21 protein-coding genes are annotated in these 21135 nt (G+C 60.7%); 12 read left to right on the forward strand and 9 right to left on the reverse strand.

Annotation, left to right across the window (positions count from 1 at the left end; genetic code table 11):
* Positions 1–2: 2 nt before the first annotated feature.
* The 7 genes from ACZ50Z_RS01655 to ACZ50Z_RS01685 all read left to right on the forward strand — a co-directional run bounded on the left by ACZ50Z_RS01655 (position 3) and on the right by ACZ50Z_RS01685 (position 6173).
* Positions 3–1160 (forward strand): MCE family protein, encoded by a 1158-nt coding sequence (locus tag ACZ50Z_RS01655; RefSeq protein ID WP_464481978.1) that lies wholly within the window; start codon positions 3–5, stop codon positions 1158–1160.
* A 1-nt stretch (position 1161) separates the two neighbouring features.
* The gene (locus ACZ50Z_RS01660) at positions 1162–2679 is read left to right on the forward strand and encodes an MCE family protein (RefSeq protein ID WP_464481979.1); all 1518 of its coding nucleotides are present in this window, start codon (positions 1162–1164) and stop codon (positions 2677–2679) included.
* A gap of 68 nt (positions 2680–2747) precedes the next feature.
* The gene (locus ACZ50Z_RS01665; RefSeq protein ID WP_464486042.1) at positions 2748–3335 is read left to right on the forward strand and encodes a mammalian cell entry protein; all 588 of its coding nucleotides are present in this window, start codon (positions 2748–2750) and stop codon (positions 3333–3335) included.
* Complete coding sequence (locus ACZ50Z_RS01670) at positions 3332–4033, forward strand: hypothetical protein (protein WP_464481980.1); 702 nt, start codon at positions 3332–3334, stop codon at positions 4031–4033. Before ACZ50Z_RS01665 ends, ACZ50Z_RS01670 begins: the two co-directional genes overlap by 4 nt.
* A 64-nt stretch (positions 4034–4097) precedes the next feature.
* The gene (locus ACZ50Z_RS01675) at positions 4098–4748 is read left to right on the forward strand and encodes a CAP domain-containing protein (protein WP_464481981.1); all 651 of its coding nucleotides are present in this window, start codon (positions 4098–4100) and stop codon (positions 4746–4748) included.
* 206 nt (positions 4749–4954) lie between these two features.
* Complete coding sequence (locus ACZ50Z_RS01680) at positions 4955–5278, forward strand: DUF732 domain-containing protein (protein ID WP_464481982.1); 324 nt, start codon at positions 4955–4957, stop codon at positions 5276–5278.
* A 496-nt stretch (positions 5279–5774) separates the two neighbouring features.
* On the forward strand, positions 5775–6173 hold the full coding sequence (locus ACZ50Z_RS01685) for a nuclear transport factor 2 family protein (RefSeq protein ID WP_464481983.1): 399 nt from the start codon (positions 5775–5777) through the stop codon (positions 6171–6173).
* A gap of 191 nt (positions 6174–6364) precedes the next feature.
* On the opposite strand, the gene ACZ50Z_RS01690 is transcribed toward ACZ50Z_RS01685, so the two are convergent.
* From ACZ50Z_RS01690 to ACZ50Z_RS01705, 4 genes are all read right to left on the reverse strand, one after another.
* On the reverse strand, positions 6365–6784 hold the full coding sequence (locus ACZ50Z_RS01690; RefSeq protein WP_464481984.1) for a nuclear transport factor 2 family protein: 420 nt from the start codon (positions 6782–6784) through the stop codon (positions 6365–6367).
* A gap of 237 nt (positions 6785–7021) precedes the next feature.
* Positions 7022–7504, reverse strand: coding sequence for a hypothetical protein (locus tag ACZ50Z_RS01695; protein WP_464481985.1), 483 nt, complete (start codon positions 7502–7504; stop codon positions 7022–7024).
* The gene (locus ACZ50Z_RS01700; protein WP_464481986.1) at positions 7504–7977 is read right to left on the reverse strand and encodes an ester cyclase; all 474 of its coding nucleotides are present in this window, start codon (positions 7975–7977) and stop codon (positions 7504–7506) included. The genes ACZ50Z_RS01695 and ACZ50Z_RS01700 overlap by 1 nt, the downstream gene beginning before the upstream one ends.
* Entirely contained in the window at positions 7961–9070 is a 1110-nt protein-coding gene (locus tag ACZ50Z_RS01705) for a helix-turn-helix domain-containing protein (RefSeq protein ID WP_464481987.1), read from the reverse strand. Before ACZ50Z_RS01705 ends, ACZ50Z_RS01700 begins: the two co-directional genes overlap by 17 nt.
* A gap of 465 nt (positions 9071–9535) precedes the next feature.
* Here ACZ50Z_RS01705 and ACZ50Z_RS01710 point away from each other — a divergent pair, with 465 nt between their 5' ends.
* The 3 genes from ACZ50Z_RS01710 to ACZ50Z_RS01720 all read left to right on the forward strand — a co-directional run bounded on the left by ACZ50Z_RS01710 (position 9536) and on the right by ACZ50Z_RS01720 (position 12404).
* Positions 9536–11248 (forward strand): FAD-binding protein, encoded by a 1713-nt coding sequence (locus ACZ50Z_RS01710; RefSeq protein WP_464481988.1) that lies wholly within the window; start codon positions 9536–9538, stop codon positions 11246–11248.
* Between the two features lie 85 nt (positions 11249–11333).
* Positions 11334–11744 carry a nuclear transport factor 2 family protein gene (locus ACZ50Z_RS01715; protein ID WP_464481989.1) on the forward strand — a complete coding sequence of 137 codons (411 nt, stop codon included), beginning with the start codon at positions 11334–11336 and terminating at the stop codon, positions 11742–11744.
* 441 nt (positions 11745–12185) lie between these two features.
* Complete coding sequence (locus tag ACZ50Z_RS01720) at positions 12186–12404, forward strand: hypothetical protein (protein WP_464481990.1); 219 nt, start codon at positions 12186–12188, stop codon at positions 12402–12404.
* A gap of 209 nt (positions 12405–12613) precedes the next feature.
* Here ACZ50Z_RS01720 and ACZ50Z_RS01725 read toward each other — a convergent pair whose 3' ends face one another.
* The 4 genes from ACZ50Z_RS01725 to ACZ50Z_RS01740 all read right to left on the reverse strand — a co-directional run bounded on the left by ACZ50Z_RS01725 (position 12614) and on the right by ACZ50Z_RS01740 (position 18804).
* On the reverse strand, positions 12614–12991 hold the full coding sequence (locus tag ACZ50Z_RS01725) for a hypothetical protein (protein ID WP_464481991.1): 378 nt from the start codon (positions 12989–12991) through the stop codon (positions 12614–12616).
* A 526-nt stretch (positions 12992–13517) separates the two neighbouring features.
* Positions 13518–14939, reverse strand: coding sequence for an IS1380 family transposase (locus ACZ50Z_RS01730; RefSeq protein WP_464481992.1), 1422 nt, complete (start codon positions 14937–14939; stop codon positions 13518–13520).
* A gap of 530 nt (positions 14940–15469) precedes the next feature.
* Positions 15470–18382 carry an MMPL/RND family transporter gene (locus tag ACZ50Z_RS01735; protein WP_464481993.1) on the reverse strand — a complete coding sequence of 971 codons (2913 nt, stop codon included), beginning with the start codon at positions 18380–18382 and terminating at the stop codon, positions 15470–15472.
* Positions 18379–18804 (reverse strand): MmpS family transport accessory protein, encoded by a 426-nt coding sequence (locus tag ACZ50Z_RS01740; RefSeq protein ID WP_464481994.1) that lies wholly within the window; start codon positions 18802–18804, stop codon positions 18379–18381. The genes ACZ50Z_RS01735 and ACZ50Z_RS01740 overlap by 4 nt, the downstream gene beginning before the upstream one ends.
* 258 nt (positions 18805–19062) lie before the next feature.
* On the opposite strand from ACZ50Z_RS01740, the gene ACZ50Z_RS01745 reads away from it, so the two are divergent.
* Positions 19063–19755, forward strand: a complete 693-nt coding sequence (locus tag ACZ50Z_RS01745) for a TetR/AcrR family transcriptional regulator (protein ID WP_464486043.1) — start codon at positions 19063–19065, stop codon at positions 19753–19755.
* Positions 19756–19878: 123 nt separating this feature from the next.
* Here ACZ50Z_RS01745 and ACZ50Z_RS01750 read toward each other — a convergent pair whose 3' ends face one another.
* Positions 19879–20004, reverse strand: coding sequence for a hypothetical protein (locus ACZ50Z_RS01750; protein WP_464481995.1), 126 nt, complete (start codon positions 20002–20004; stop codon positions 19879–19881).
* 752 nt (positions 20005–20756) lie between these two features.
* Between ACZ50Z_RS01750 and ACZ50Z_RS01755 the strand changes: the two genes are divergently transcribed.
* Positions 20757–21023: a hypothetical protein gene (locus tag ACZ50Z_RS01755; RefSeq protein ID WP_464481996.1), complete on the forward strand. Its 267-nt coding sequence runs from the start codon at positions 20757–20759 to the stop codon at positions 21021–21023.
* Positions 21024–21135 lie beyond the last annotated feature (112 nt).

Consider the following 21135-nt stretch of genomic DNA (forward strand, 5'->3'; position numbering starts at 1 on the left):
GGATGCCGCGATTGCTGCGACGCCCGCTGGGCGCCAGCCTCTTGGTTCTACTGACCGTTGCCCAACTAACAGGGTGCGGGTTCCGGGGATTGAACTCGCTTGCATTGCCGGGGACCAAAGGCGGCGGCCCAGGTTCGTACACCGTGCAGGCCGAGGAGCCTAATGTTGAGAACCTCGAGCCGAATTCACAGGTTCGCGTCCACGATGTGGCAGTCGGCAACGTGACCAAGATCGAACGGCAAGGTTGGCATGCGCTAATCACGATGCGGCTCAACGCCGATGTCGACCTGCCAGCCAACGCGACGGCGACCGTGGGGCAGACCAGCCTGCTGGGGTCCAAGCATGTCGAGCTGGCGGCTCCTGTTGACGTGCAGGCGCAGGGCAAGCTCAAAGACGGTTCACGTATCCCCCTGGCGGCAGGGCGTTCATACCCGACAACCGAGCAGACACTGGCGGCGATTTCGCTGCTCCTCAATGGGGGCGGACTCGGCAAGACGCAAGACCTTACTAAAGCGTTGAGTACCGCGTTCTCTGGGCGCGAGCAGGACCTGCGAAGCCTGATTGGACAGCTCGACAAATTCGTCGGCTATGTCAACGATCAGAAAGATGACATCATTAAGGCAACGGACAGTCTGAACAACCTAACTGGGCAATTCGCCGCCCAGAAGCCGGTGATCGACAAAGCGCTCAAGACCCTGCCGGATGCGCTGGCGGTGCTGAAAGACACTCGAGAGAACCTCGTAGATGCTCTCGATCAGGTAGGGAAATTCAGTGCGCTGACAGCGGATTCGGTCAACCAGACTAAAGAGAATTTGGTCAAGGAGCTCGCCGATCTCGGTCCGGTGCTGCAATCAGTTGCCGATGCCGGGCCGGCAGCAACCAGGTCACTGGATCTATTTACCACGATCCCATTCGTCAACCCAACTCTGACGAAGTTCATCCGTGGAGACTATGCGAACTCGACAGCCGTGATCGACTTGACCCTGAGCCGAATTGACGCGTCGTTCTTTACCGGCACCCGGTGGGAATGCAATCTGACAGAGCTGGAACTCCAGTGGGGGCGCACCATCGGCCAGATGCCCAGCCCGTGCACAGCCGGCGGTCCGTTCAACCCGGGTAATCCGCTAATTGCTCCCTACCACTTCGACCAGGGCAAATGAAATGTACTTGAACAGGCAAGTCAGAATTCAGCTGGTTGTTTTCGCCGCGCTGGGCCTGTGTATGAGCGCCGTAATCCTGGTCGTCTATATGCAAATACCGACGCGGATCCTCGGCATTGATCGCTACACCGTGACGGTACAGCTCCCGCAGGCGGGCGGCCTCTACGAAGGCGGGAACGTCACATACCGCGGTGTTGAGGTGGGTCGGGTCAACGCCGTGCGGTTGAACCAGACCGGCGCCGAAGCGGTGTTGCAGTTGAAATCGGATATTCATATCCCAGCCAATTTGCGCGTCGAGGTGCACAGCATGACGGCAGTCGGCGAGCAGTATGTCGAGTTGTTGCCGCAAAGCTCGAGTGGCCCATCTCTAAAGGGCGGTGACGTAATCCCTGTCGGGGTCACTTACGTTCCGCCCGACATCAACTCGCTGTTGTCAGCGACGAACCGCGGTCTGAAGGCCATCCCGCGTGAAAACTTGAAGACAGTGGTCGACGAGGGCTACACGGCCGTCGGCGGGCTTGGTCCAGAGGTATCCCGCCTGGTGAAGGGGTCGACGAGGCTGGCGATCGACGCGCGAAAGAACCTGGACTCGTTGGTCACCCTGATCGACGAATCAAAACCGGTGTTCGACTCCCAAATCGATACTTCCGACTCAATCCAGGCCTGGGCCGCTCACCTGGCGACCATCACCTCGCAGATTCAGTCCAACGACAATGGTTTCAAAGGGCTACTGCAGCAGGGCAGCCCGGCGATCGACGAGACTCGCAAATTACTGGATCGGGTGCAACCGACGCTACCGATCGTGCTCGCCAACTTGGTCAGTGTCGGCCAGGTCGCGATCACGTACCGGGGGAACCTCGAGCAAGTGCTGGTATTGGCGCCGGAGGATGTCGGAATAATTCAAGCGATCACGGTGGCGAACGCCAACACCAAGCAAGACTACTCGGGCGCCTATTTGAGCTTCAACCTGAACCTCAACTACCCGCCACCCTGTACCACCGGATTCCTTCCCCCCCAGCAGATTCGCTCGCCCAGCTTTGAGGACTACCCGGACCGCCCGGCCGGCAATCTTTACTGTCGCATACCGCAAGACGCGCCAAATGTGGTGCGGGGCGCGCGCAACTACCCATGCGAGACGCGGCCGGGTAAGCGCGCGGCGACCGTGAAGCTATGCGAGAGCGATAAGCCCTACGTACCGCTCAATGATGGCTACAACTGGAAGGGAGACCCGAACGCGACGCTTTCGGGGCAAAGCGTCCCGGAGCTGGACCCGGGAACGAAAACGCCAGCACACGAACAAGGTTCACCCGAACCTAGTTCACAGCCTGAGCTGACGCCGTCGGCGCAGGAAATTCCTCAGCACCCGGGACCGCCGCCGATAGCGACTGCCTACTACAACCCGACCACCGGCAAATACGTTGGACCGGATGGGCGTGTGTACACCCAAACAAACCTGGCCCGTGGAGCCGTAAAGGAGCAAACATGGCAAAGCATGCTGATACCGTCGGCCAGCGGCTAAACGGATCGCCCGCGATGACGGACTCGGCCGTGGCATCGGAGGATTCGGCGATGGCGCAGGAACGTTTGTTGTCCGCGGAGGATGAGTCCACAGCCATGGAGCAGGTGTGTGACGGGGCGGATCAACACGAAACCGATAGCGAAGATGGCGCCGAAGCCATTGGCCACCAGAGCTTTTGGAGCGTGCCCCGTGAGATCGCGATAGGCGCTGCCGTCGTCGTCGTATTAGGGGGTTTGGCTGGCTGGATGGGCTACCGGTCGTATGAAAGCCATCAACAGCAGGAGTTGCGCAACGAGCTGGTGGCGGTAGCCCAGCAGGGGGCAGTCAACTTGACCACCATCGACTACACCAAAGTTGACGCCGATGTGCAGCGGATCCTGGATTCGTCGACCGGTGCTTTCCATGACGATTTCCAAAAGCGGTCTCAACCGTTCATCGACGTCGTTAAAAAGGCGCAGTCGAAATCGGCGGGCACCATCATCGCAGCAGGCCTGGAGTCGCAGGATGGTGCCCAGGCGCGGGTGTTGGTCGTGGTCTCAGTGAAAACGTCGACTGCCGGTGCGCCGGAACAAGATCCGCGTAGGTGGCGGATGCGGATGGACGTGCAGAAGATCGGTGCCAGCAGCAAGGTATCCGATGTTCAGTTCGTGCCATGACCGCGGCTGAGCAAGACTCGATTACCGGATTGGAGCCCATTGTGCCGACTTTCACCGACAACACCACGGACGGATCGCGGTCCGAACTTGACGAAGCGCCGGCTCTTCACGACCGCCCAGCGGACATCGGTGCGAGCGCCGGTACTTGCGAGGAAGCTGAGGTCGCTGACGAGGTGGGCCTTGCCGGAACGCCCGAGGGTCGGCGCGCCGCCAGGTTCTCCTCGAAACGCATCATCGGCTATGGGATTCTGCCGGCGCTGGCGCTGATACTGGCATTTGGTGGGGCTTACCTGAAGTGGCAAGCCGGCTCAGCAGCGCTGGCGCGGACGGCGGCCGTGCAGTCGACCCAAGCCGCGACCGAAAGCACGATCACGATGCTCTCGTACCGCCCGGATACCGTGGACAAGGAGTTACCCGCCGCGGCTAACCGGTTGACCGGCAAATTCCGCGATGAATACTCTCAGTTGATCAACCAGGTCGTCGTTCCGGGCGCCAAACAGAAAAGAATCTCCGCAGTGGCCTCGGTTCCGGGAGCTGCGTCGGTTTCGGCAACCGAAAACCACGCAGTGGTACTTGTTTTCGTCAACCAGACGATCACCATCGGAGATGACGCACCCACCGACACCGCCTCTACCGTGACCGTCACCCTCGACAAGGTCCATGGCCGATGGCTCATTTCGCGCTTCGAACCGGTCTAAACCGCGATGCCGCGGTGCGCCAGCCATTGTTCAGTGCTCGGCGACTAACAGGTGGGAGATCGACATGCGATATCGGCCATTGACGTTGTCCGGTTTGGTCTGCGCGGCCGCCGGTAGCCTGCTGGGTGCCCAGGCCGCACATGCGGACGGCGATAACAACACGTTGATACCGAACAACAAGCGACTCAACGACGGCGTGGTCGCCAATGTTTTTACGGTGCAGCATCAGGCGGGCTGTACCAACGACGTCAGACCCAACCTGCTACTGCAAAATGCTGCGCAGCGGCACGCCGAGGATGTGCTGAACAACCGCGCGCTCGACGGTGATATCGGTTCGGATGCCTCCACGCCGCAAGATCGCGCCAATGCTGCCGGCTACCGAGGCCAGGTGGCCGAAACCGTGGCGATCAATCAGTCCATTGCGATCAGCGGGAACGATTTGATCAACCGGTGGTATCACGACCCTGTTGATTTCGGCATCATGTCCAACTGCGCTAATAGCCAAGTCGGAGTGTGGACATCAAATAGTCCGGATCGCACTGTCGTGGTGGCAGTCTATGGGCAGCCGCAGCAACCAATCGATACCCAAGGCGAGAACGTTCCGCCTGACCCCAACCCTGATTACGACGCCAGCGACGAACTCGAATACGGCATCAGATGGTTGCCCTGGATCCTACGAGGCGTCTATCCGCCGCCCGCTTATCCGCCGAATTAGGCCAACCAGCGCAGTGCCTCAATCGATCATGAAGCAAGAGGGATGATATGAGTTCATACCGGAAAGCCCATATCAGCGGTCAGCTCGCGCATGGCGATGCGTGGTCGTTGCGTGCATCTAACCGCAGATCGATCCGGCCTCGCGTGACACGATGCAGCCGGGCCAGGGCAAGGGCCATAAAGCGCGCTAGTTGCTTAGCCGTCTTGATGGTCGCCACGGCCGTCTGTGGAGCCACGGCGGTACAGGCCGCCCCGGCTCCAGAGGTCGAGTATGTGTATGACGTGATGGTGCGACGGCACTACAACTTTGCAAACCTAGACGAAGCCGTCAAATATGGCTACGGAATCTGCGGCAAAGTCAGTGAGGGCGAAGGCTACGCTCAAATAATGAGTGACGTCAAAAGCGGGATGACGCCCAACGACGAGTTTGCGTCTAATTACTTGATTTCGTACGCGGTTAATCTCCTGTGCCCTGCGCAGATCTGGCAACTGCGGAACTCGGCGGCGGGCTACCAACCACCGGAGAACTAGGTACGGGCCAATTGAGCAACCATGAAGTCGCCGGACGCCAACGTCTAGCGCGCGATAGCTCGTGGTTGGCGCTCGCTGTATCACGTTGCTGCCGCCAATGACTCCAGAACGGAATGTGTTGCAGACCAGACGATATCGACGGATAGCTAGCAGATCTTATGACGCCGCGCTATGCACGAGCGTTGAAGTCGTGGTGTCCGATGCCTTCGCCGATGTCGGCCAGAGTGACGCCAGCAAGGATTGTTCTCATCCTCAAGGTCGCCGCATAGTGTGGTGGCCATGGACTGGCGATCGCGTTTGGTTGCTCCCTTGGCGCGATTGTTACTAAAGCACCCTCGGCTGGTGGAGCTTTCGGTCGGATTTACCTCTCGAGTCCTTGACGAATCCGTCGAAAATTCACTACAATTGTCAATTGATATATGTGGTGTCACATTAGGGTTTCGGGCGCCATTGCCGCGGAGCGCCGGTATCAATCGGATCGATAGAGGGGTTTTCCGTGACTGACAATGCAGTCAAAGCCCGCCAGTGGCTCGATGTGCTTGCACGCGGCGCACTTGACGAGTGGGACGACGTTGTGGCCGAAGACTTGACTCTGCACGCTGTCACTATGCCCGGTGACAATGCACCAACAATCGGCCGCGAAGCCAACCGTGCACGCGTGGCGGACGTGTGGCAGGAATGGAAATACTTCGGCTTTCACGATGTCGATGCGCATGTGGCGGCTGACGATCCAGATTTAGTCTTCGTCACCGCCCGCGGAGAAGCCGAAACCGTTTGGGGCGCACCCTACGTCAATTACTATGTACTGCGTCTACGTTTTCAGGACGGACTGATCCAAGAACATCTTGAATTTTTCGATCCTGCTGCGGTGATTGAAGCGTTCACGGATCGCTAGCTACCTCGCGAGACGTTATGTCCAATTGATCCAATCGATCTCTATCATCTCCACTTTTATGCGTGGGTCGACTTCATAGCTGACACGTTGCAATCCCGGAGACGGCGGGCATTCATGGTTGTCGATTTAGCGCCCAGTGACCTCAAGTGCTTCCCGAGGCGAACATTCGCACAGCCAAAGGGGACTTCGGATCACGAGAGTTCTGCCAACGCGATACCCAGGTCGTTGTATGCCGTCACCATTCGTTCGATGAACCGCCATCCCTTAGCGGTCCGAACGAACCGATCGGTGCATCGTGCGATTGTCACCACCCGTACGTCATTCTCGTGAGTATTACGCCCGTAGATGATTGAGCACGCCTGCTGCCTCGCGGTGTCACCATCGACATCAACGACCGCGTCTGCGGTGACGTGGAGTGTGGGAAAGGTGAGTCCCGCGATCAACCCTTTGAGGGCTTCTCGGCCCTGCAATCGGACTTGGCCAACCGCCTCAAACACACCGTCCTCGACGAAGCAGTCAGCGAAGCCCTCGAGATCCTTTGCGTCGGCGGCGAAATTGTATCGTGCCGTCAACTCGCGGATGGCCTCACGGTCGTGGTAGGACGCAGTCATTCCAAACTCCTTCCAAAGGGCAGCCGTGAGAATGTGTGCGCACGGACGCGGTACCCGACTATATGTTCTGCTGTCAGTACTGTCAGTTAGTAAGACTCAGCACAGGTGGCTTACAGCTGTCGGTTTGAGAGAAACGCGACGTGATGGGACAGGAGAGACCTGGGCCCTCGCCGCCTGCTTTGCGGCCGGAAGCGGGGTTCTCACAGTCGAGCAGATAGGACACCATTTGCCATTGTCCTATTCTGGATTCAGGGGTGTTACGCCGGGCAGCGCGAAAAAGTCTTCGCCGAGCGCCCAGCGGAATACTTCTTCGACTATGCCATCGAAATAGACACGCTCACATGCCATTTGGCCGTTTTCGATAACCGCCAGTGCGATGTGATGGCCCTTCCGCATAGTGCCGTCGGGCATCTCCATGGTAAAAATGTGCTCAATCACGCCCTGGCCGGCGCCGAAAGATCGTGACAGCTCCTCTAAGCCTTTAATCCGGGGGACATAGTTCTTCAGGATGCGTCTGTAGAACTCGCGCACCGCCGGTACCCCGGTGACACGGAAGTTAAGGGGCGGGCACTCCCACCTTGGCTCCGTACACATGGACCCTAAGGTGGCTTGGAGGTCATCAGCTATCTCGGCGGCGATATGGGCCTCCAAAAGCTGCTCGATTAGTTCTGGCGTTTGATCGCCTTTGTGACGCTGTTCGCGTCCTTCTGGGACCGACATCAGTGGCGTGCCTCGTGGCCAGCCATGACGATGTTGGCAGGTACGGCCTCGATCTGAATCAAGAAGGTCAGGAGATCATCGAGGACCCACTCCTCCGCGATACCGTCATCGGTACCCTTCAAGATGGCATAGGCCGGGAATGACACCTGGTTGCCGGTGCCGGCGGAACCGGCAAACTCACCACGATGGGTACCGGTCGAGCGGGTGCGGATCGCTACGCGGTCGCCGTCGGAGACCAGATCTTCGATCACGACATGCAAATCCGGCACGGCATTCCAGAATCCCTCGATCAGTGCGGTCAGCGAAGCTGGGTCATTGATCTCGCCCAGACTGGCTCCGGCGTGGATGACGAACCCATCCGCCCAGGGGCGGAGGATCTGGTCGGACTTCTTCGAGTTGAGAGCGTCAATCCAGTCCATCGCTAGATGCGCATATTTCGTCGACATGTCGAACACGCTAACCAGCAGATGCACGTGGGGACAATGGCTGTAGCGGACAGTCCGTGTCCGTTTCGGATGGCCATTCCGGTGCGGCTGCGGTCAGAGCTGTCCGGGCGGATCCGGGGGAGACCCCGGTCCAGCGCTTGAATGCGCGGGAGAAGCTGGCGGCATCCGTGTATCCGACCTGGGCGGCGATCTTGTCGACCGGAAGTCCTGTCGTTGTCAAAAGCTCAACGGCCACCGACTGGCGTACTTCGTCGAGCAGCGCGCGGTATGAAGTACCCTCCGCCGCGAGTTGCCTACGGAGCGTACGGGGGTCAACGAAACGCTGGGCTGCGATTGCGGAGGGAGATGCTCGGGAAGGACCCTTCTGAAGCAGGGAGTTACGAACTTCAGCTGCCACGCTGGCTCGGTCGGGCCGAGTCGCGAGGAGAATTTCGCACTGCCGCTCACAGAGCCGTAAGCCATCCGGATCCGCGTTTGGGAGCGAAAGATTCAGCAGATCTGTATCCAAGATGATTGCATCCGTGCAGCAACCGAACTCGAAGCTATGCTGAGGAAACTGCTCCGCCAACACCGAACCGCGGTGAGCATCGAGAGTGCATTCGACGCGGAGGGAAATCGCACGATCGGCCAGTAGTGATATGACTGTGAGCTTGTACGCCAGCTCGCGCTCTATCAGGAACGCTCGTACATCGCTTGGAAGGCCTGAGGTCTCGTGCACTATGTGCAATCCACCCGTACACGGAATGATCGTGGGAGCCACCAACTCCCATGAGAACTTGCGGTATCCAAACCGCAAGGCCACACGGATTGCGTCTCGGATCGTCTGACAGAGCGGGAGGGCCAGCCCCCAAACACCCAGGACACCAAGGTTTCCGACGCTGCCGGCTTGTATTCCAAGGCCGGACTCGTTCCCCGACACACGCAGCAGATTTCGGATTATTGTCAGCTCTTGAGAAGTGTCGGCGGAGAAGTGGCCTCGTCCGATGTCCGCAGGTTCGAGCTGGGTACCCGCCAGACAATCGCGCACCCGGTAACCCCGCCCGTCTGCTATGCGCAGGAGCGCGGCGATCGACGACGGGTTGCGCGACATTCCAACTTTCAGAAAGCTAGTGGAAGTCATACTCGAGACTTTGGGCACTGACTCTGCAAGTTTTTCAGGCCAGGAAGCTCAACGGTATGCGACCCAACTTCACTCCTTCTTCACTACGACGACGACGAAGCACCAGCTCCCGCCGTCGATCGCGCGACTCCACTGTCGAATTATAGTTTAGACGGAAATTTGACTTAGATGTCAATCACGCCCCTGGACGGACTGCCTTTGACGAGCCTCCGACGGCGTTCACCGGGTTTGGCGGCGGACGGCGGCCGCTAGTTCGTCAGATCAAGCGGATCGGTCTTGCCAGTCGTACCACAGCTCGTCGCTTGGACATAAGGCCTATGCATCGGCGGCGGTGTGGTGATTGCGGTATCAGGTGGGGTGTGGGGGTGGGTTGACATGGGCGCTGACGTAATGGTGTAATTTTTGACAGCGACGTAAAACCGCGAATTTCTGGGAAATGGGTCACGTGACTGCGAGGATCGATCGATGACGGGCAATGGCGTAGTGGATGCGGTCAATGCTGATGGGGTCAATGAGGCCGACGTGATCGTGGTCGGGTCGGGTTGTGGGGGGCTTATCGCGGGCCTGGCCGCGCAGGCCGCCGGGTTGAAGCCGATTGTGCTGGAGAAAAGTGATCTGCTCGGTGGCACGACCGCGTATTCCCATGGCGCAATCTGGATCCCGGACAACCCGGTGATGGGCAAGGCCGGGTTCAAAGACAGCGTGGAAGACGGTCTGAGGTATCTGCAGGCTGTGGTGGGGGATCAGGGCCCGGCAACCAGTGCGGCGCGCCAGGAGGCCTATATCCGCGGGGGCCGGCGGATGATCGAGTTCCTGCTTGCCGAGGGGATCCCGCTCAGTATCGTTCCTGACTACCCGGACTATCACCCCGAAGCGCCCGGGTCGCATACTCACCGGCAATTGAGCACGCCCTGGCTTGATGCCCGCACGCTGGGTCCCTGGCAGGATCTGCCGCGGCCGCGGCCCGACATCACCGCGGGGATGGTATTGGCCTCGATTCCGGAGTTTCGCGCCGTACTGAACGCGGGCGTGAGTAATCGGGCCAGGCTCGATACCGCCAAGATCATCGCCCGGACTCTCAAGTGGAGGGTCACCGGTGTCAAACCCCTGATCATGGGACAGTCCTATATCGGTCATTTGCTCGCCGCGGCGCGACGCCGCGGGTTGCGCATCGCACGAAACAGCCCGATGCGCGAGTTGATCTATGAAGACGGCCACGTGAGCGGTGTGATCGTCGATCAGCCGGCCGGTCGCGTCGCGATCCGCGCGCGCCACGGGGTGGTGCTGGCCGGCGGTGGCTTTGCGCGCAACCTGCAGCTACGCGAGAAGTTCGGGCCGCATCCGGCCAGTGTCGAGTGGACCGCGGTCAACGAGGGTGATACCGGTGACCCGTTGCTGGCCGCGACTGCCATCGGTGCTGCGACCAGCAACCTGGACAAGGCGTTTTATCTGCCCGGTCTGATGGACAAGAACGGCGTATGCCAGGTCTTTATCTCCGAGCGGGTGGTACCGCGCTCGATCCTGGTCGATCACAGTGGTTCGCGTTTCGCCAACGAGGCGCAGTCCTACATGTCGCTGGGCAACGAGCAATACGCACGCCAACAGAGCGTGCCGGCGATCCCGGCCTACTTGATCATTGATGCCATCCACCGCAGGAAATGGACCCTGGGGCAAGTTCCCCCGGCGGTGCCGCCCCGGGCGTGGCTCAAAAGCGGGCACCTGGTCAAAGCGGGCTCGCTGCGTGAGCTCGCCGCCAAGTGCGGTATCGACCCCGATGGTCTCGTACACACCGTGGAACGCTTCAACAAAATGGCGATCACCGGCATCGACGAAGACTTCGGGCGCGGAGACAACGCCTATGACCGCGCCTACGGCGACCCCACAAACAAGCCCAACCCCTGCCTAGGCCCCATCACCAAGGCACCGTTCTACGCCGCCAAAATGTATCCCACCGACGTCGGCATGGCCGGCGGTCTGCTCACCGACCAACACGCCCGCGTCCTCACCCACGACAACACCCCCATCCCCGGCCTCTACGCATGCGGCACCGCCGCCGCCAGCTGCATGGGAGACAAATACCCCGGCGGCGGCATCTCACTAGGACAATCCTCCACCTTCGGATACATCGCAGCCGAACAACTCATCAAACACGCCCAAACAACAAAAACCCCAACCTAACAACAGATCCCGGCGGGTCGTGATGCCAACACCGCCACCACCACGAGTAGAACACTATGACACACGGGAAAGGTATTAAACGAAAATGACAGAGCAGACGCCGACCGAGCTTCTCCGCACTTGGCTTAAGGCCGTGGATGAACTCAGCTGCGCCACCGAAGTGTTCGCGGAGGACATCGTTTTGTACGTGCCCTTCACCGCTCCCGGATTACCACCCAGAACACAAGGCAAAGAGCAAGTTGCCGAGGTAATGGGAATGCTGGGACAGATGTTCCAGCGATTTAAGTACACAGGTCTGGAGATCTATCAAACCGATGACCCGGAGCTTGCTATCGGTCGTGCTGGAAGCGAAGCCATTCTCAAAGACGGCGGTGATTACAAGGGAAATTATGTCTTCTTCCTGCGCGGCCGTGGCGGGAAGATCGTCGAATTCTACGAGTATCTAGACGTTCTCGCCGCGCGTCCCGCAGTCGACGGTGCTACGACTGGGGCATGATCTTCGCCCTGATTTGCCTGGGACCCTGCATGTTCACATTTGAAACTGGACGCAACTTGTCTCTTCGGAGGTGGCGGCCCCCTGAGTCGGCGGGGCGCTCCTCCATCGTAGGAGCGCCCCGCTTGGCCTCACCAACATTGCGGCTCCACGTGTTTCGGCCAACTGCGCAAGGACCCAGGTTTCGCCCGCCAAAGACGCAGGGATCCGTCGCCGCCCTGTAGGATCGGCAGTGCGCCCTTGGCGGCGCTCTGCGTTTTGATTTCGCTCACTAATTTTTGCGCAATTGTCGGCGCGGCCCCCATGCGGTTGGCGGAACTACTTGCGGACGGCGTCTGTTGGAACCGACTCCACCCGAGGTTCAGACGTCCATTGTCGCGGGATAGCCTGCGGTGCCGACAGTATCGATGACGCGAGCGTGCTGCGTGTCGGCGGCCCCCACGGGTGTTCGATGAGGTGTATGGGCCCGCGACGTTGGGGATGTTCCTGCGGGAGTGCACCCTCGGGCACAGCAAGCAACTCGCCGCGGTGGCCCGCGCACATCTGATCGCGCTGGCCGCGCGCACCCCGCTGCTGGCTAGCACTGACGAGCGGATGTTTGTGGACATCGATTCGCTGCTGCGTTTGGAGCCCGGTGAGACCCCTGCCCAGGACACCAAATGACCCGCACTGGGGACACGCTCATGTCTCCATCGGTCTCGGCGATGAACATCTCGGCCGTCTTGCCGGAAAACCCGGGAATCCTGATCAAGAGCTGCCGGGCAGCGCGAAAGGAAACCATCATCTCCTCGATGCGTTCATCGAGGAGAGCGATATCGGCGCTGTGCGCGTCGATGCGATCCAGGAACAACCGCGTCATGAACGCGTGATGCTCAGTGTGTTCGGCCAACCAGCGCCTGGGTCAGGTTCCGGCGCAGTGTCCGCTTGGCCAGATCGGCAATCGCAGCGGGATCATTATGGCCGGCGATCAGTACGAGCAGCGCCTCTAACCACATTACCTCGCGGGAGCGTTCCCGCGTGATGTGGGTGCGGGTCAAATCCCGCAACGCCCGGATCGGTGGCGGCGGAACCAACGACGCCGTCACCAGTCCGTGGGCATCGAGATCGACCAGCCACGCCGCATCGGACATCGCTCTTGCGGCCAGCACATTCCGAACCCGCGACGCGTTGACCAGCATCATGTTCAGCTCGTCATGAGCAGATAGTGAAGCGGTTTCCAGTAATCGCTGGTGGACTCGATCACCACGCACGTGACCTTCTCGGCGATCAGGTGCTCACGCAACACCAGAATCTGCGACGTCGTGGCTCCCCACGTCGTCGCGGTCGATGACGCTCGTTTGCGTGCTTGGCCCTGAACTCGGATACAAACCTTCGCGTCCTTATTCGAGCAGTCGATCCGCGCGCATCGCGGGTGCAGCGTGTCCATCCAACTCAAACTCACTGCCTTTCAACGAGATTGACAAAGAGGCGTGTTCCGGGGAGAGCCGGGGACGAGTCAGAATTCTGGCTCTCGTGCTCGACGGCAGCATTCCACCGTCCCCGTGGATAAGGGGCTCTCCACGCTCAGGCCAATTTGCGGGCGCACCGGCAACATTGCGTGACCGAGGTCAACCGAAACACCCCTCTAGCCTCGAAATTTCATGTCGTTGTTGGTCGGTGGGTTGGTCGGCGTGGCGGCAGTGTTGGCTGCTGCTGTGGTTGTGTGGTGCAGCGGTGATCGCCGGCGCTGTGTCGCCGGCTCTCCGGGTCCTTGGTGGGTGGGCGGGTGGGATTTGTTCAGGTGGTGCGTAGGCTGGCCCAGCCGGTGTCGATGAGGTGATTCCAGGGCCAGTGCTGGGGCAGGCGGAGTCTTCGTCGTCGGCCGGTGTGGATGATTCGGCCGGCCACAGCGAGCAGTCGGAAGCGGAAACGTTTCGGCTCCCATCTGCGGGCGGGTTGATGGCTGTCGAAGGCCAGGGTTTGGGTCCAGGCGATCAGATCGCCGGCCAGGGCGACGATTTCGAGCCAGATGCGGTTGGCCTGGTAGCTGTGAAAGGGCAGGTTACGTAGGCCGCTGTCTTTGAGGCAGCGGATACGGTCCTCGGCGCGGGCGCGTTGGCGGTGGCGCACTTCCAGGGTCGGCAGTGTCCAGCCGGTTCCGCGAGTGTTGGTGGCAAAGCAGGTGATTCGCCAGCCGTTGTGGTCGGTCAGCCGTAGCTGGGCGCCGGGGTGGGGACGTTCACGGCGGGCGATGACCCGCATTCCGGCCGGCCATTCCTGGGGGCCGTACCTGGCTGGCGAACGGGTGGGTTTGACCGGGCTCGGCATCCAGTTGGTGAGCTCGGCGACTTGGGCACCCTCACGAGGTGCGCCGTCGCTGTCGAGTGCCGCAACCCAGGCTTGCTCGGGGATCGTCTCGATGGCGGCCTGGACCGGCCCGTGGGCAGCAAACCCGATGGAGTACTGCAGACCGGCGTCGGTGAGGTGATGGATGAATGCTTTGGATGCCCCGCCGGCATCGGCGCGAACCAGCACCTGGCCCCGCTCGGCGGCGGGCAGTTGGTCCAGCGCGGCGCCCAGCACCGTGATGTGATCGGCGCTATTGAACGGCGAGGCCTTTCCCGGGCGCAGATCCAGTGCCAGAGTTTCTCCGGTGCCGTGCTCGCCATGGTCGACAAAGGCGCACATCGGAGAAAACCCATAGGACATCTTGTGGGTCGCCTCGGCGCCCTCCTTGTCCGAATGTGCCATCACCACTGTGGCATCAATATCGACGATGACCTGGCCGCCATCGCGTGTTCCCGGCGTACCCGCCAGCGGCCGACGCCGTGACCAGACCCGCTCGCGGGCCACAGCGCGCGCAGTGCGCAACGCCGCGACCGCAGCATCGGTCGTGACGGCATCGAGGGCCAACGCCGCAAACAACCGCGACACTGTCGGGTCAGAGGCCACGCCCCCGAACAGGTCGCGCTGCGCGCGCACCGCGGCCACGTCGGCCAAACAATCACCGCCAAGGGCGACCGCGATCGCCACATCGAGCAGCACCTTGCCCGGATCGTGGCGCGCCCGCGACGGGCACCACGCAGACAGGGCCTTCGACAGCGCTGGTCGCAGACCAGCGACCCGGATCGTCTCGTTCATCATCACCGCCCCCGACGACGTCACCAACGACTCGCGGCGATGATCGACAACCAGCCCAGCAACTGCGTTACGCTTCACCTACGGAGTGCCTTCCCGCTCGGAGATCTTGAGACTTCAGCAATCCAAGAATCCCCTGCAGGACAGGCACTTCCGTGCATTACACGCCGTCAAAACTCTCAACGACACGAAACTTCGAGGCTAGCATGAACCGTCGGGCGCCTTGCCGCTCTACCAACGCCGACCTGACCCCGCTCGCAACCGCAACTGGCCGGCGGAATTTTCGATCACCACGGTGGAGAACGAAGCGCCCCGGAGAAGCTAAATTGAGCCAAGTCGGGTCACACGACCCTGACGGGATCGTTTCGGAATGGCCCGCCGCCCTCCGCCGCTCACAAACCTTTCCGTTGTAGTACCCAGCGCACCGACGCACCCAACGTGGATCGAACCTGGGGTGGAGTCGGTTCCAACAGACGCCGTCCGCAAGTAGTTCCGCCAACCGTATGGAGGGCCGCGCCGACAATTGCGCAAAATTGCTGACCGAAATCGGCGTTCGTGCCGCAGGCGATGACAGACGTGAGGAAGTGTTACCGCACAAGTTATTACGGTAGCTATCGCATGCTTGATACCAGATCCTCCTGGGGGGCGCGCTGAATCGGTTGTGGCCAACTTGCCGGCACGGGATACTGGCGCACCCGCTGCGGCCACCAGAACCACTTACCCAGCAGCGCGGCGATCGACGGCGTCATCAACGAGCGAACCACCAGGGTGTCGAACAGCAAGCCAAGGCCGATGGTGGTGCCGACCTGCCCGATGATGATGAGCTTGCTCACCGACATCGACATCATGGTGAAGGCGAACACCAGACCCGCAGCCGTCACCACCGAACCGGTACCGACCATCGCGCGGATCACCCCGGTATTGAGACCAGCATGAATCTCCTCTTTGATGCGAGACACCAGCAATAGGTTGTAGTCCGCGCCCACGGCCAGCAGCACGATCACCGACATCGGCAGCACCATCCAGTGCAGCGGAATACCGACAACGTGCTGCCATAACAACACCGACAGCCCGAACGAGGCGGCCAGGCTGAGTACCACGGTGCCGACGATCACCGCTGCCGCGACCACCGCGCGGGTGAGGACGGCCATGATGGTGAAGATCAGGATCAGTGCCGCCACCGCCGCGATCAGCAGGTCGTAGTTGGCGCCTTGTTGCATGTCGTAGTACATGGCCGCGCTGCCCCCGAGATAGATCGAGGAACCCTCCAATGGCGTGCCCTTGATCGCGTCGGCTGCGGCGATCTTGAGCGGTTCGATGCGTGACGTGCCGCCCTCGGTCAAGGGGTCACCCTGATGAATGATGGTGAAGCGCACAGCATGGCCGTCGGGAGACAGGAACAGTTTGATGCCGCGCTTGAAGTCGTTGGTCTGGAATGCTTCCGGTGGCAGATAGAACGAGTCGTCGTTTTTGGCCGCATCGAAGGCCTGCCCCATCGCCGTGTTGTTGTTCTGCATGGCCTGGGTCTGGTCTTGCTGGGCCTTCTGCGCCTGATACTGGTTGAGCATCATCTGCTTCTGGTTCTTCATCACTTGGATCATTGGTGGCATCACCGCGACCATCTGCCCGGTCAGACCCGCCATGCGGTGCAGGTCCGGCACGATGTCCTGAAAATCGTCGGACATCGTGCTGATGCCATCAAGTGCGTCGAAAACCGACCGCAGAGACTGGCATATCGGGATGTCAAAGCAGTGCTTTTCCCAGTAGAAGTAGCTGCGCAGCGGCCGGAAGAAGTCATCGAAATTGGCCATATCGTCGCGCAAATCCTGGATGTCCAGCGACGTGTTGTCCATCTTGGCGGCCATACTCTTGGTGACCTCGGACAGCTGTTGGGTGATGCCCTGCATCGTCTCCATCGAGTCGATGGAGACCTGCATGTCATTTGCCTGTTTCAACGTGTTGTCGAGGACCGTCTGTTGGTAGTCGTTGTTCATGATCTGTGCGGTGCCGCTCTGGCCGACGGTGTAGGCGATGGTGGAGTGCTCGATCGGCTCCCCCTTGGGGCGGGTGATGGTCTGTACCTGGGCGATGCCGTGCACCCGCGCCAGCGCTTTGGCGATGTTGTTGATGATCAGGAAGTCGGCGGGATTGCGCATGTCGTGGTCGGTTTCGACCATCATGAGGTCCGGATTCATCTTCGCTTGGGAAAAGTGCCGGTCGGCTGCCGCGTATCCGACGTTGGCCGGTACGTCACCGGGCAGGTAGATGCGGTCGTTATAGGTGGTGTGGTACCCGGGAAGGGTGAGCAGGCCGACCAGTGCCGCGGCGACCGCACCGACCAGGATCGCACCCGGCCAGCGGACGCTGGCCGTACCGATCCGGCGCCATCCACGTGACCGTGTGATGCGCTTAGGCTCAAGGAATTTGCCGAACCGGCTGCACACCGCAATGACCGCTGGGCCCATCGTCAACGCTGCCGCCACCACAATGCTCATGCCGACCGACAACGGGATGCCCATTGTCTGGAAGTACGGCAGCCGGGTGAAGTGCAGGCAGAAGGTCGCTCCGGCAATAGTGAGTCCAGAGGCCAGCACGACATGTGCGGTGCCATGGAACATGGTGTAGTACGCGGATTCTCGATTCTCACCGGCCCGACGTGCCTCTTGGTAGCGGCCGATGAGAAAGATGGCGTAGTCGGTGGCCGCGGCGATCGAGAGCGTGACCACCATGTTGGTCGCGAAGGTCGTCAGACCGAAGACATGTAGGTAGCCAAGGAATGCCACAAGTCCCCGCGCGCCGGAGAGTCCCAGCACGACCATCCCTAAAACGATCAGAGTGGTGACGATGGACCGGTAGACGATCAGCAGCATCATGATGATGACCCCGAACGTGACGAGTTCGATCATCTCCATGCTCTTGTCACCAACGGCGTTCTGATCAGCGGTGCTCGCCGCCGGCCCGGTCACGTAGGCTTTCACTCCCGTCGGCGCGGGATTTTTCGCGGCGATATGCCGAACCGCTGCCACCGACTCGTTCGCCAGCGACTCACCCTGGTCACCGGCGATGTAGACCTGCACGTATGCGGCCTTGTTGTCCGGACTTTGGGCGGCCGCGGCGGTAAACGAGTCACCCCAGAAATCCTGAACGTGCTGAACGTGTTTGGTGTCGGCCCGCAGGTCCCGCACCATCTGGTCGTAGAAAGCATGAGCGTCGGCGCCCAGCGGCCGGTCACCTTCGAGCACGATCATCACCGAACTGCTGGTGCTGTATTCCTTGAACACCTCACCGACGCGTTTGGTCGCGATCATCGACGGTGCGTCATTAGGGCTCATCGACACCGCGCGGAGCTTGCCCACCTCGTCGAGCTGCGGGATCGCAGTGTTGAGCACAGCGATGAGGGCAATCCAGCCCAGGATGATCGGGACCGCGAACGCACGGATGAGTCGCGGGATCCGCGGGCGGCGTGACTGATGCCGGGCAGTGGCGATGGCATCGGTCGGGGCGTCGTCCACGTACGTGGTCATGCGGACTTCACCAAGCAGAAGGTTTGAGCATGCACGCCCGTGGCAGTCCTCTCATCTTTGATTACGTCATCGACGGTGATCCGGCAGCTGATGGCCTGCCCGTCGCTTTGGGCCAGCATGTTCGGCGACACGGCGGGGTTGGTGGTCGTCAATCGCAGCGTCCACGGCAGCGGCGCGGTCTCGACGCGCTGCGGTATACCGTCGAGATCCAGATAGTTGACCACCGCGCCGGCCCCGGAGCCGAACACCTCATAGGTCACGACTTTAGGATTGAAGTCCGCTGCGCTGTCGGAGCCTTTGGGCGTCACCACAACGGGATTCGATCCGAAAACAGACCGCAGGTTAACGACGGCGAGACCGCCGACCACCACTGCCACCACGATCAAGATGGGCAGCCATATTCGGCTGAGAGCCCGGGTCATCGCTGCTTCCCACCGATACCGACAAGTCCATCCTGCAACCGCCGGCGGCCTCGTCCAGGCGTGGCAGCTTTTGGGTGCGACGAGTTGCGACGGCCAGCCAGGGGTTCAGGGGCAATCACGGTGCTTGCCTTTCAAGTTCTAGGACAGCGCATTTGGCAGCGACGACAAAGTCTTCAGCTAAGCTAATCAATTAAGTGGATAAGGTCAATCCGGTTCTATGTAATACCGGTTACACTCGGTCCCGTGACTACGCGGGAGATGACAGGGCGACCGCTGCGCAGGGACGCCGAACGCAACCGGCAGCGCGTCGTCGATGCGGCCCGTGGCCTGTTCGCGGTCAAAGGCTTGGAGCCGAATCTCAATGACGTGGCCCACCACGCCGGCGTGGGAGTAGGCACGGTCTATCGACGGTTTAGTACGAAAGAAGACCTTCTGGAGGCAATCTTTGAAGATGGCCTCAACCAGTTCACTATTCTGGCCGAAACTGCTCTGCAGCAACATGACTCATGGAGTGCATTGACCTGGTTCGTCGAGCAGATGTGCGAGATCACCGCTACTGACCGTGGCCTGCGGGAGATCGCATTCAGCAAGTGCTACGGCGGCGTCCGTGTGCGGGCTGTCCAGGATCGGCTCGGCCCGCTACTCACCAAACTCGTTGAGCGAGCCCAAAATGATGGCTACGTCCGCCCCGAATTATGTTTTACCGATATGCCGATCTTCGGATTGCTGGCCGGGACGGTCAGCGAATTCGCCGGCCATGTTGACTCGGATCTGTGGCGCCGATATGTGGCCATCCTGCTTGAAGGTATCCGGCGACACGATAACCAAGTGACATTACCAGTGCGTGCGATGGATGAGGCCGAATTCGACACCGCGGCGTCGACCTGGGAGCCGGCCGGCCCTGCCCGCCGCAAACCCAAACCCGCGGCGTTGGTGCTCACCAGAACGTGAATTCCTAGGGTCGAAACACCGTGGCTGCCAGTACTATCCATAAGTCGGCGCTAAAGCTTTCGTCCGTGCACCGACTGATGCTGGACCGCCGCCATGGCCGGAAACACCGAGCCGGCGTAACCGCTACACGTCACGTTCGTATTCACTGTCCCAGCCGGTCCCGTCACGCAGGTCGAGCAAGAACACGGTCGCGTAGGCGAGGAACGCGCGGCGTGTGCAGCGCGGCCGTCGGCCCCACCGGCCAGTCATCGAACGGACGCTCCAACACGTTTCGGTCTCCCGCTGAGCCGCGAGAGGCTACTCGCGCTCCGTAACGGACCTTCTTTCAGATCTCGCGCGACGCAGACCGGCGAGCAAACGGTGGCGCATGTTCAGGCAATACGCCGATACCCATAACGTAGGCGGGGATCGCCGAGATCTGCGGGAAGCGGGCGATCACGAAGAGGAGCGCCCCACCACCCTTCGGGCGCCTTACCGGTGACCGTGCGGTCCAACAGGAGGCGCCAATCGAGAATCTGACCCGTTTGAAATACACGTGTCGGCCAAATCCGGCGTTTCTGGACAGTTGCTTAGCTTAGCCGGCATGTCATGGATAGGGACTCGTGCCGCTAGTTGCCTCGACATCACGCAGCGCATGCATTCAGGTCCCAGGATGGAGGCCTCGATGCCATGCGCTACTTCTTTCCAGTTCGCAGAGTGCTGGTTGACGAACGAGTTGTCTATTCTGCTTATGTCCGCTATATCGGCCCGATATGACCACGGCCTTAGGTCTGCGACGGTGGCAACGAAACGGCACCTTAGCAGGGACCGCGGTTTGATTGTCGATCAATTAGTCAGATATTATACGTATATGTTTGCGCATCGAGCGCGCCTGTTGCGCACGAGCTTTTGAGGGCGACTGTGCGCGCAATGCTGTGTCGACCTGTCATCGAAGAGGTACCCCGTGCCACTGGGACGCTGGTAGTCCCCCGAGGGCTCGCTGCAGACCGGAGTCGTCCAGCATGACAGCTCGATTGCATGACGTTAACTTGGCCTGGGTGCTGCTCTCCTGCACGCGCGACCACCTGAGCGTGCAGGAGCACAACCTCGTCTGCGTGGAACTGGGAGGCGGTGATAGTTCCGGCGCTATTCGCCGGTTGACTATGGTGGCCGCGCGGGAACATGTGGAGCTGTCGCGCAACGTCGGCGAGGCGCTCTATGCGTGGTGGGCGGCCGGTGGCTACGTACCGGACGAGCTACGTGAAGTTCTCGCACGAGTGCGATCCTAGCCACGGCCCGCGCCAACCATGCCGTCCCAAACGACTCGTCGGTAGTTCATACAGCGCCGTCCCCTGGACCCGGCGCACGGAAGCGTCACGCCAGCCGCATGTGGGTGCAATC

The organism is Mycobacterium sp. NTMscope_MAC_269, from assembly GCF_976985695.1.

Bases quoted from the DNA above. Each gene is read 5' to 3' on its own strand.
- ACZ50Z_RS01655 (WP_464481978.1), top strand. From the start codon at position 3: ATGCCGCGATTGCTGCGACGCCCGCTGGGCGCCAGCCTCTTGGTTCTA.
- ACZ50Z_RS01660 (WP_464481979.1), top strand. From the start codon at position 1,162: ATGTACTTGAACAGGCAAGTCAGAATTCAGCTGGTTGTTTTCGCCGCG.
- ACZ50Z_RS01670 (WP_464481980.1), top strand. From the start codon at position 3,332: ATGACCGCGGCTGAGCAAGACTCGATTACCGGATTGGAGCCCATTGTG.
- ACZ50Z_RS01675 (WP_464481981.1), top strand. From the start codon at position 4,098: ATGCGATATCGGCCATTGACGTTGTCCGGTTTGGTCTGCGCGGCCGCC.
- ACZ50Z_RS01680 (WP_464481982.1), top strand. From the start codon at position 4,955: ATGGTCGCCACGGCCGTCTGTGGAGCCACGGCGGTACAGGCCGCCCCG.
- ACZ50Z_RS01690 (WP_464481984.1), bottom strand. From the start codon at position 6,784: ATGACTGCGTCCTACCACGACCGTGAGGCCATCCGCGAGTTGACGGCA.
- ACZ50Z_RS01695 (WP_464481985.1), bottom strand. From the start codon at position 7,504: ATGTCGGTCCCAGAAGGACGCGAACAGCGTCACAAAGGCGATCAAACG.
- ACZ50Z_RS01705 (WP_464481987.1), bottom strand. From the start codon at position 9,070: ATGACTTCCACTAGCTTTCTGAAAGTTGGAATGTCGCGCAACCCGTCG.
- ACZ50Z_RS01710 (WP_464481988.1), top strand. From the start codon at position 9,536: ATGACGGGCAATGGCGTAGTGGATGCGGTCAATGCTGATGGGGTCAAT.
- ACZ50Z_RS01715 (WP_464481989.1), top strand. From the start codon at position 11,334: ATGACAGAGCAGACGCCGACCGAGCTTCTCCGCACTTGGCTTAAGGCC.
- ACZ50Z_RS01735 (WP_464481993.1), bottom strand. From the start codon at position 18,382: ATGACCACGTACGTGGACGACGCCCCGACCGATGCCATCGCCACTGCC.
- ACZ50Z_RS01740 (WP_464481994.1), bottom strand. From the start codon at position 18,804: ATGACCCGGGCTCTCAGCCGAATATGGCTGCCCATCTTGATCGTGGTG.
- ACZ50Z_RS01745 (WP_464486043.1), top strand. From the start codon at position 19,063: ATGACAGGGCGACCGCTGCGCAGGGACGCCGAACGCAACCGGCAGCGC.
- ACZ50Z_RS01750 (WP_464481995.1), bottom strand. From the start codon at position 20,004: ATGACTGGCCGGTGGGGCCGACGGCCGCGCTGCACACGCCGCGCGTTC.
- ACZ50Z_RS01755 (WP_464481996.1), top strand. From the start codon at position 20,757: ATGACAGCTCGATTGCATGACGTTAACTTGGCCTGGGTGCTGCTCTCC.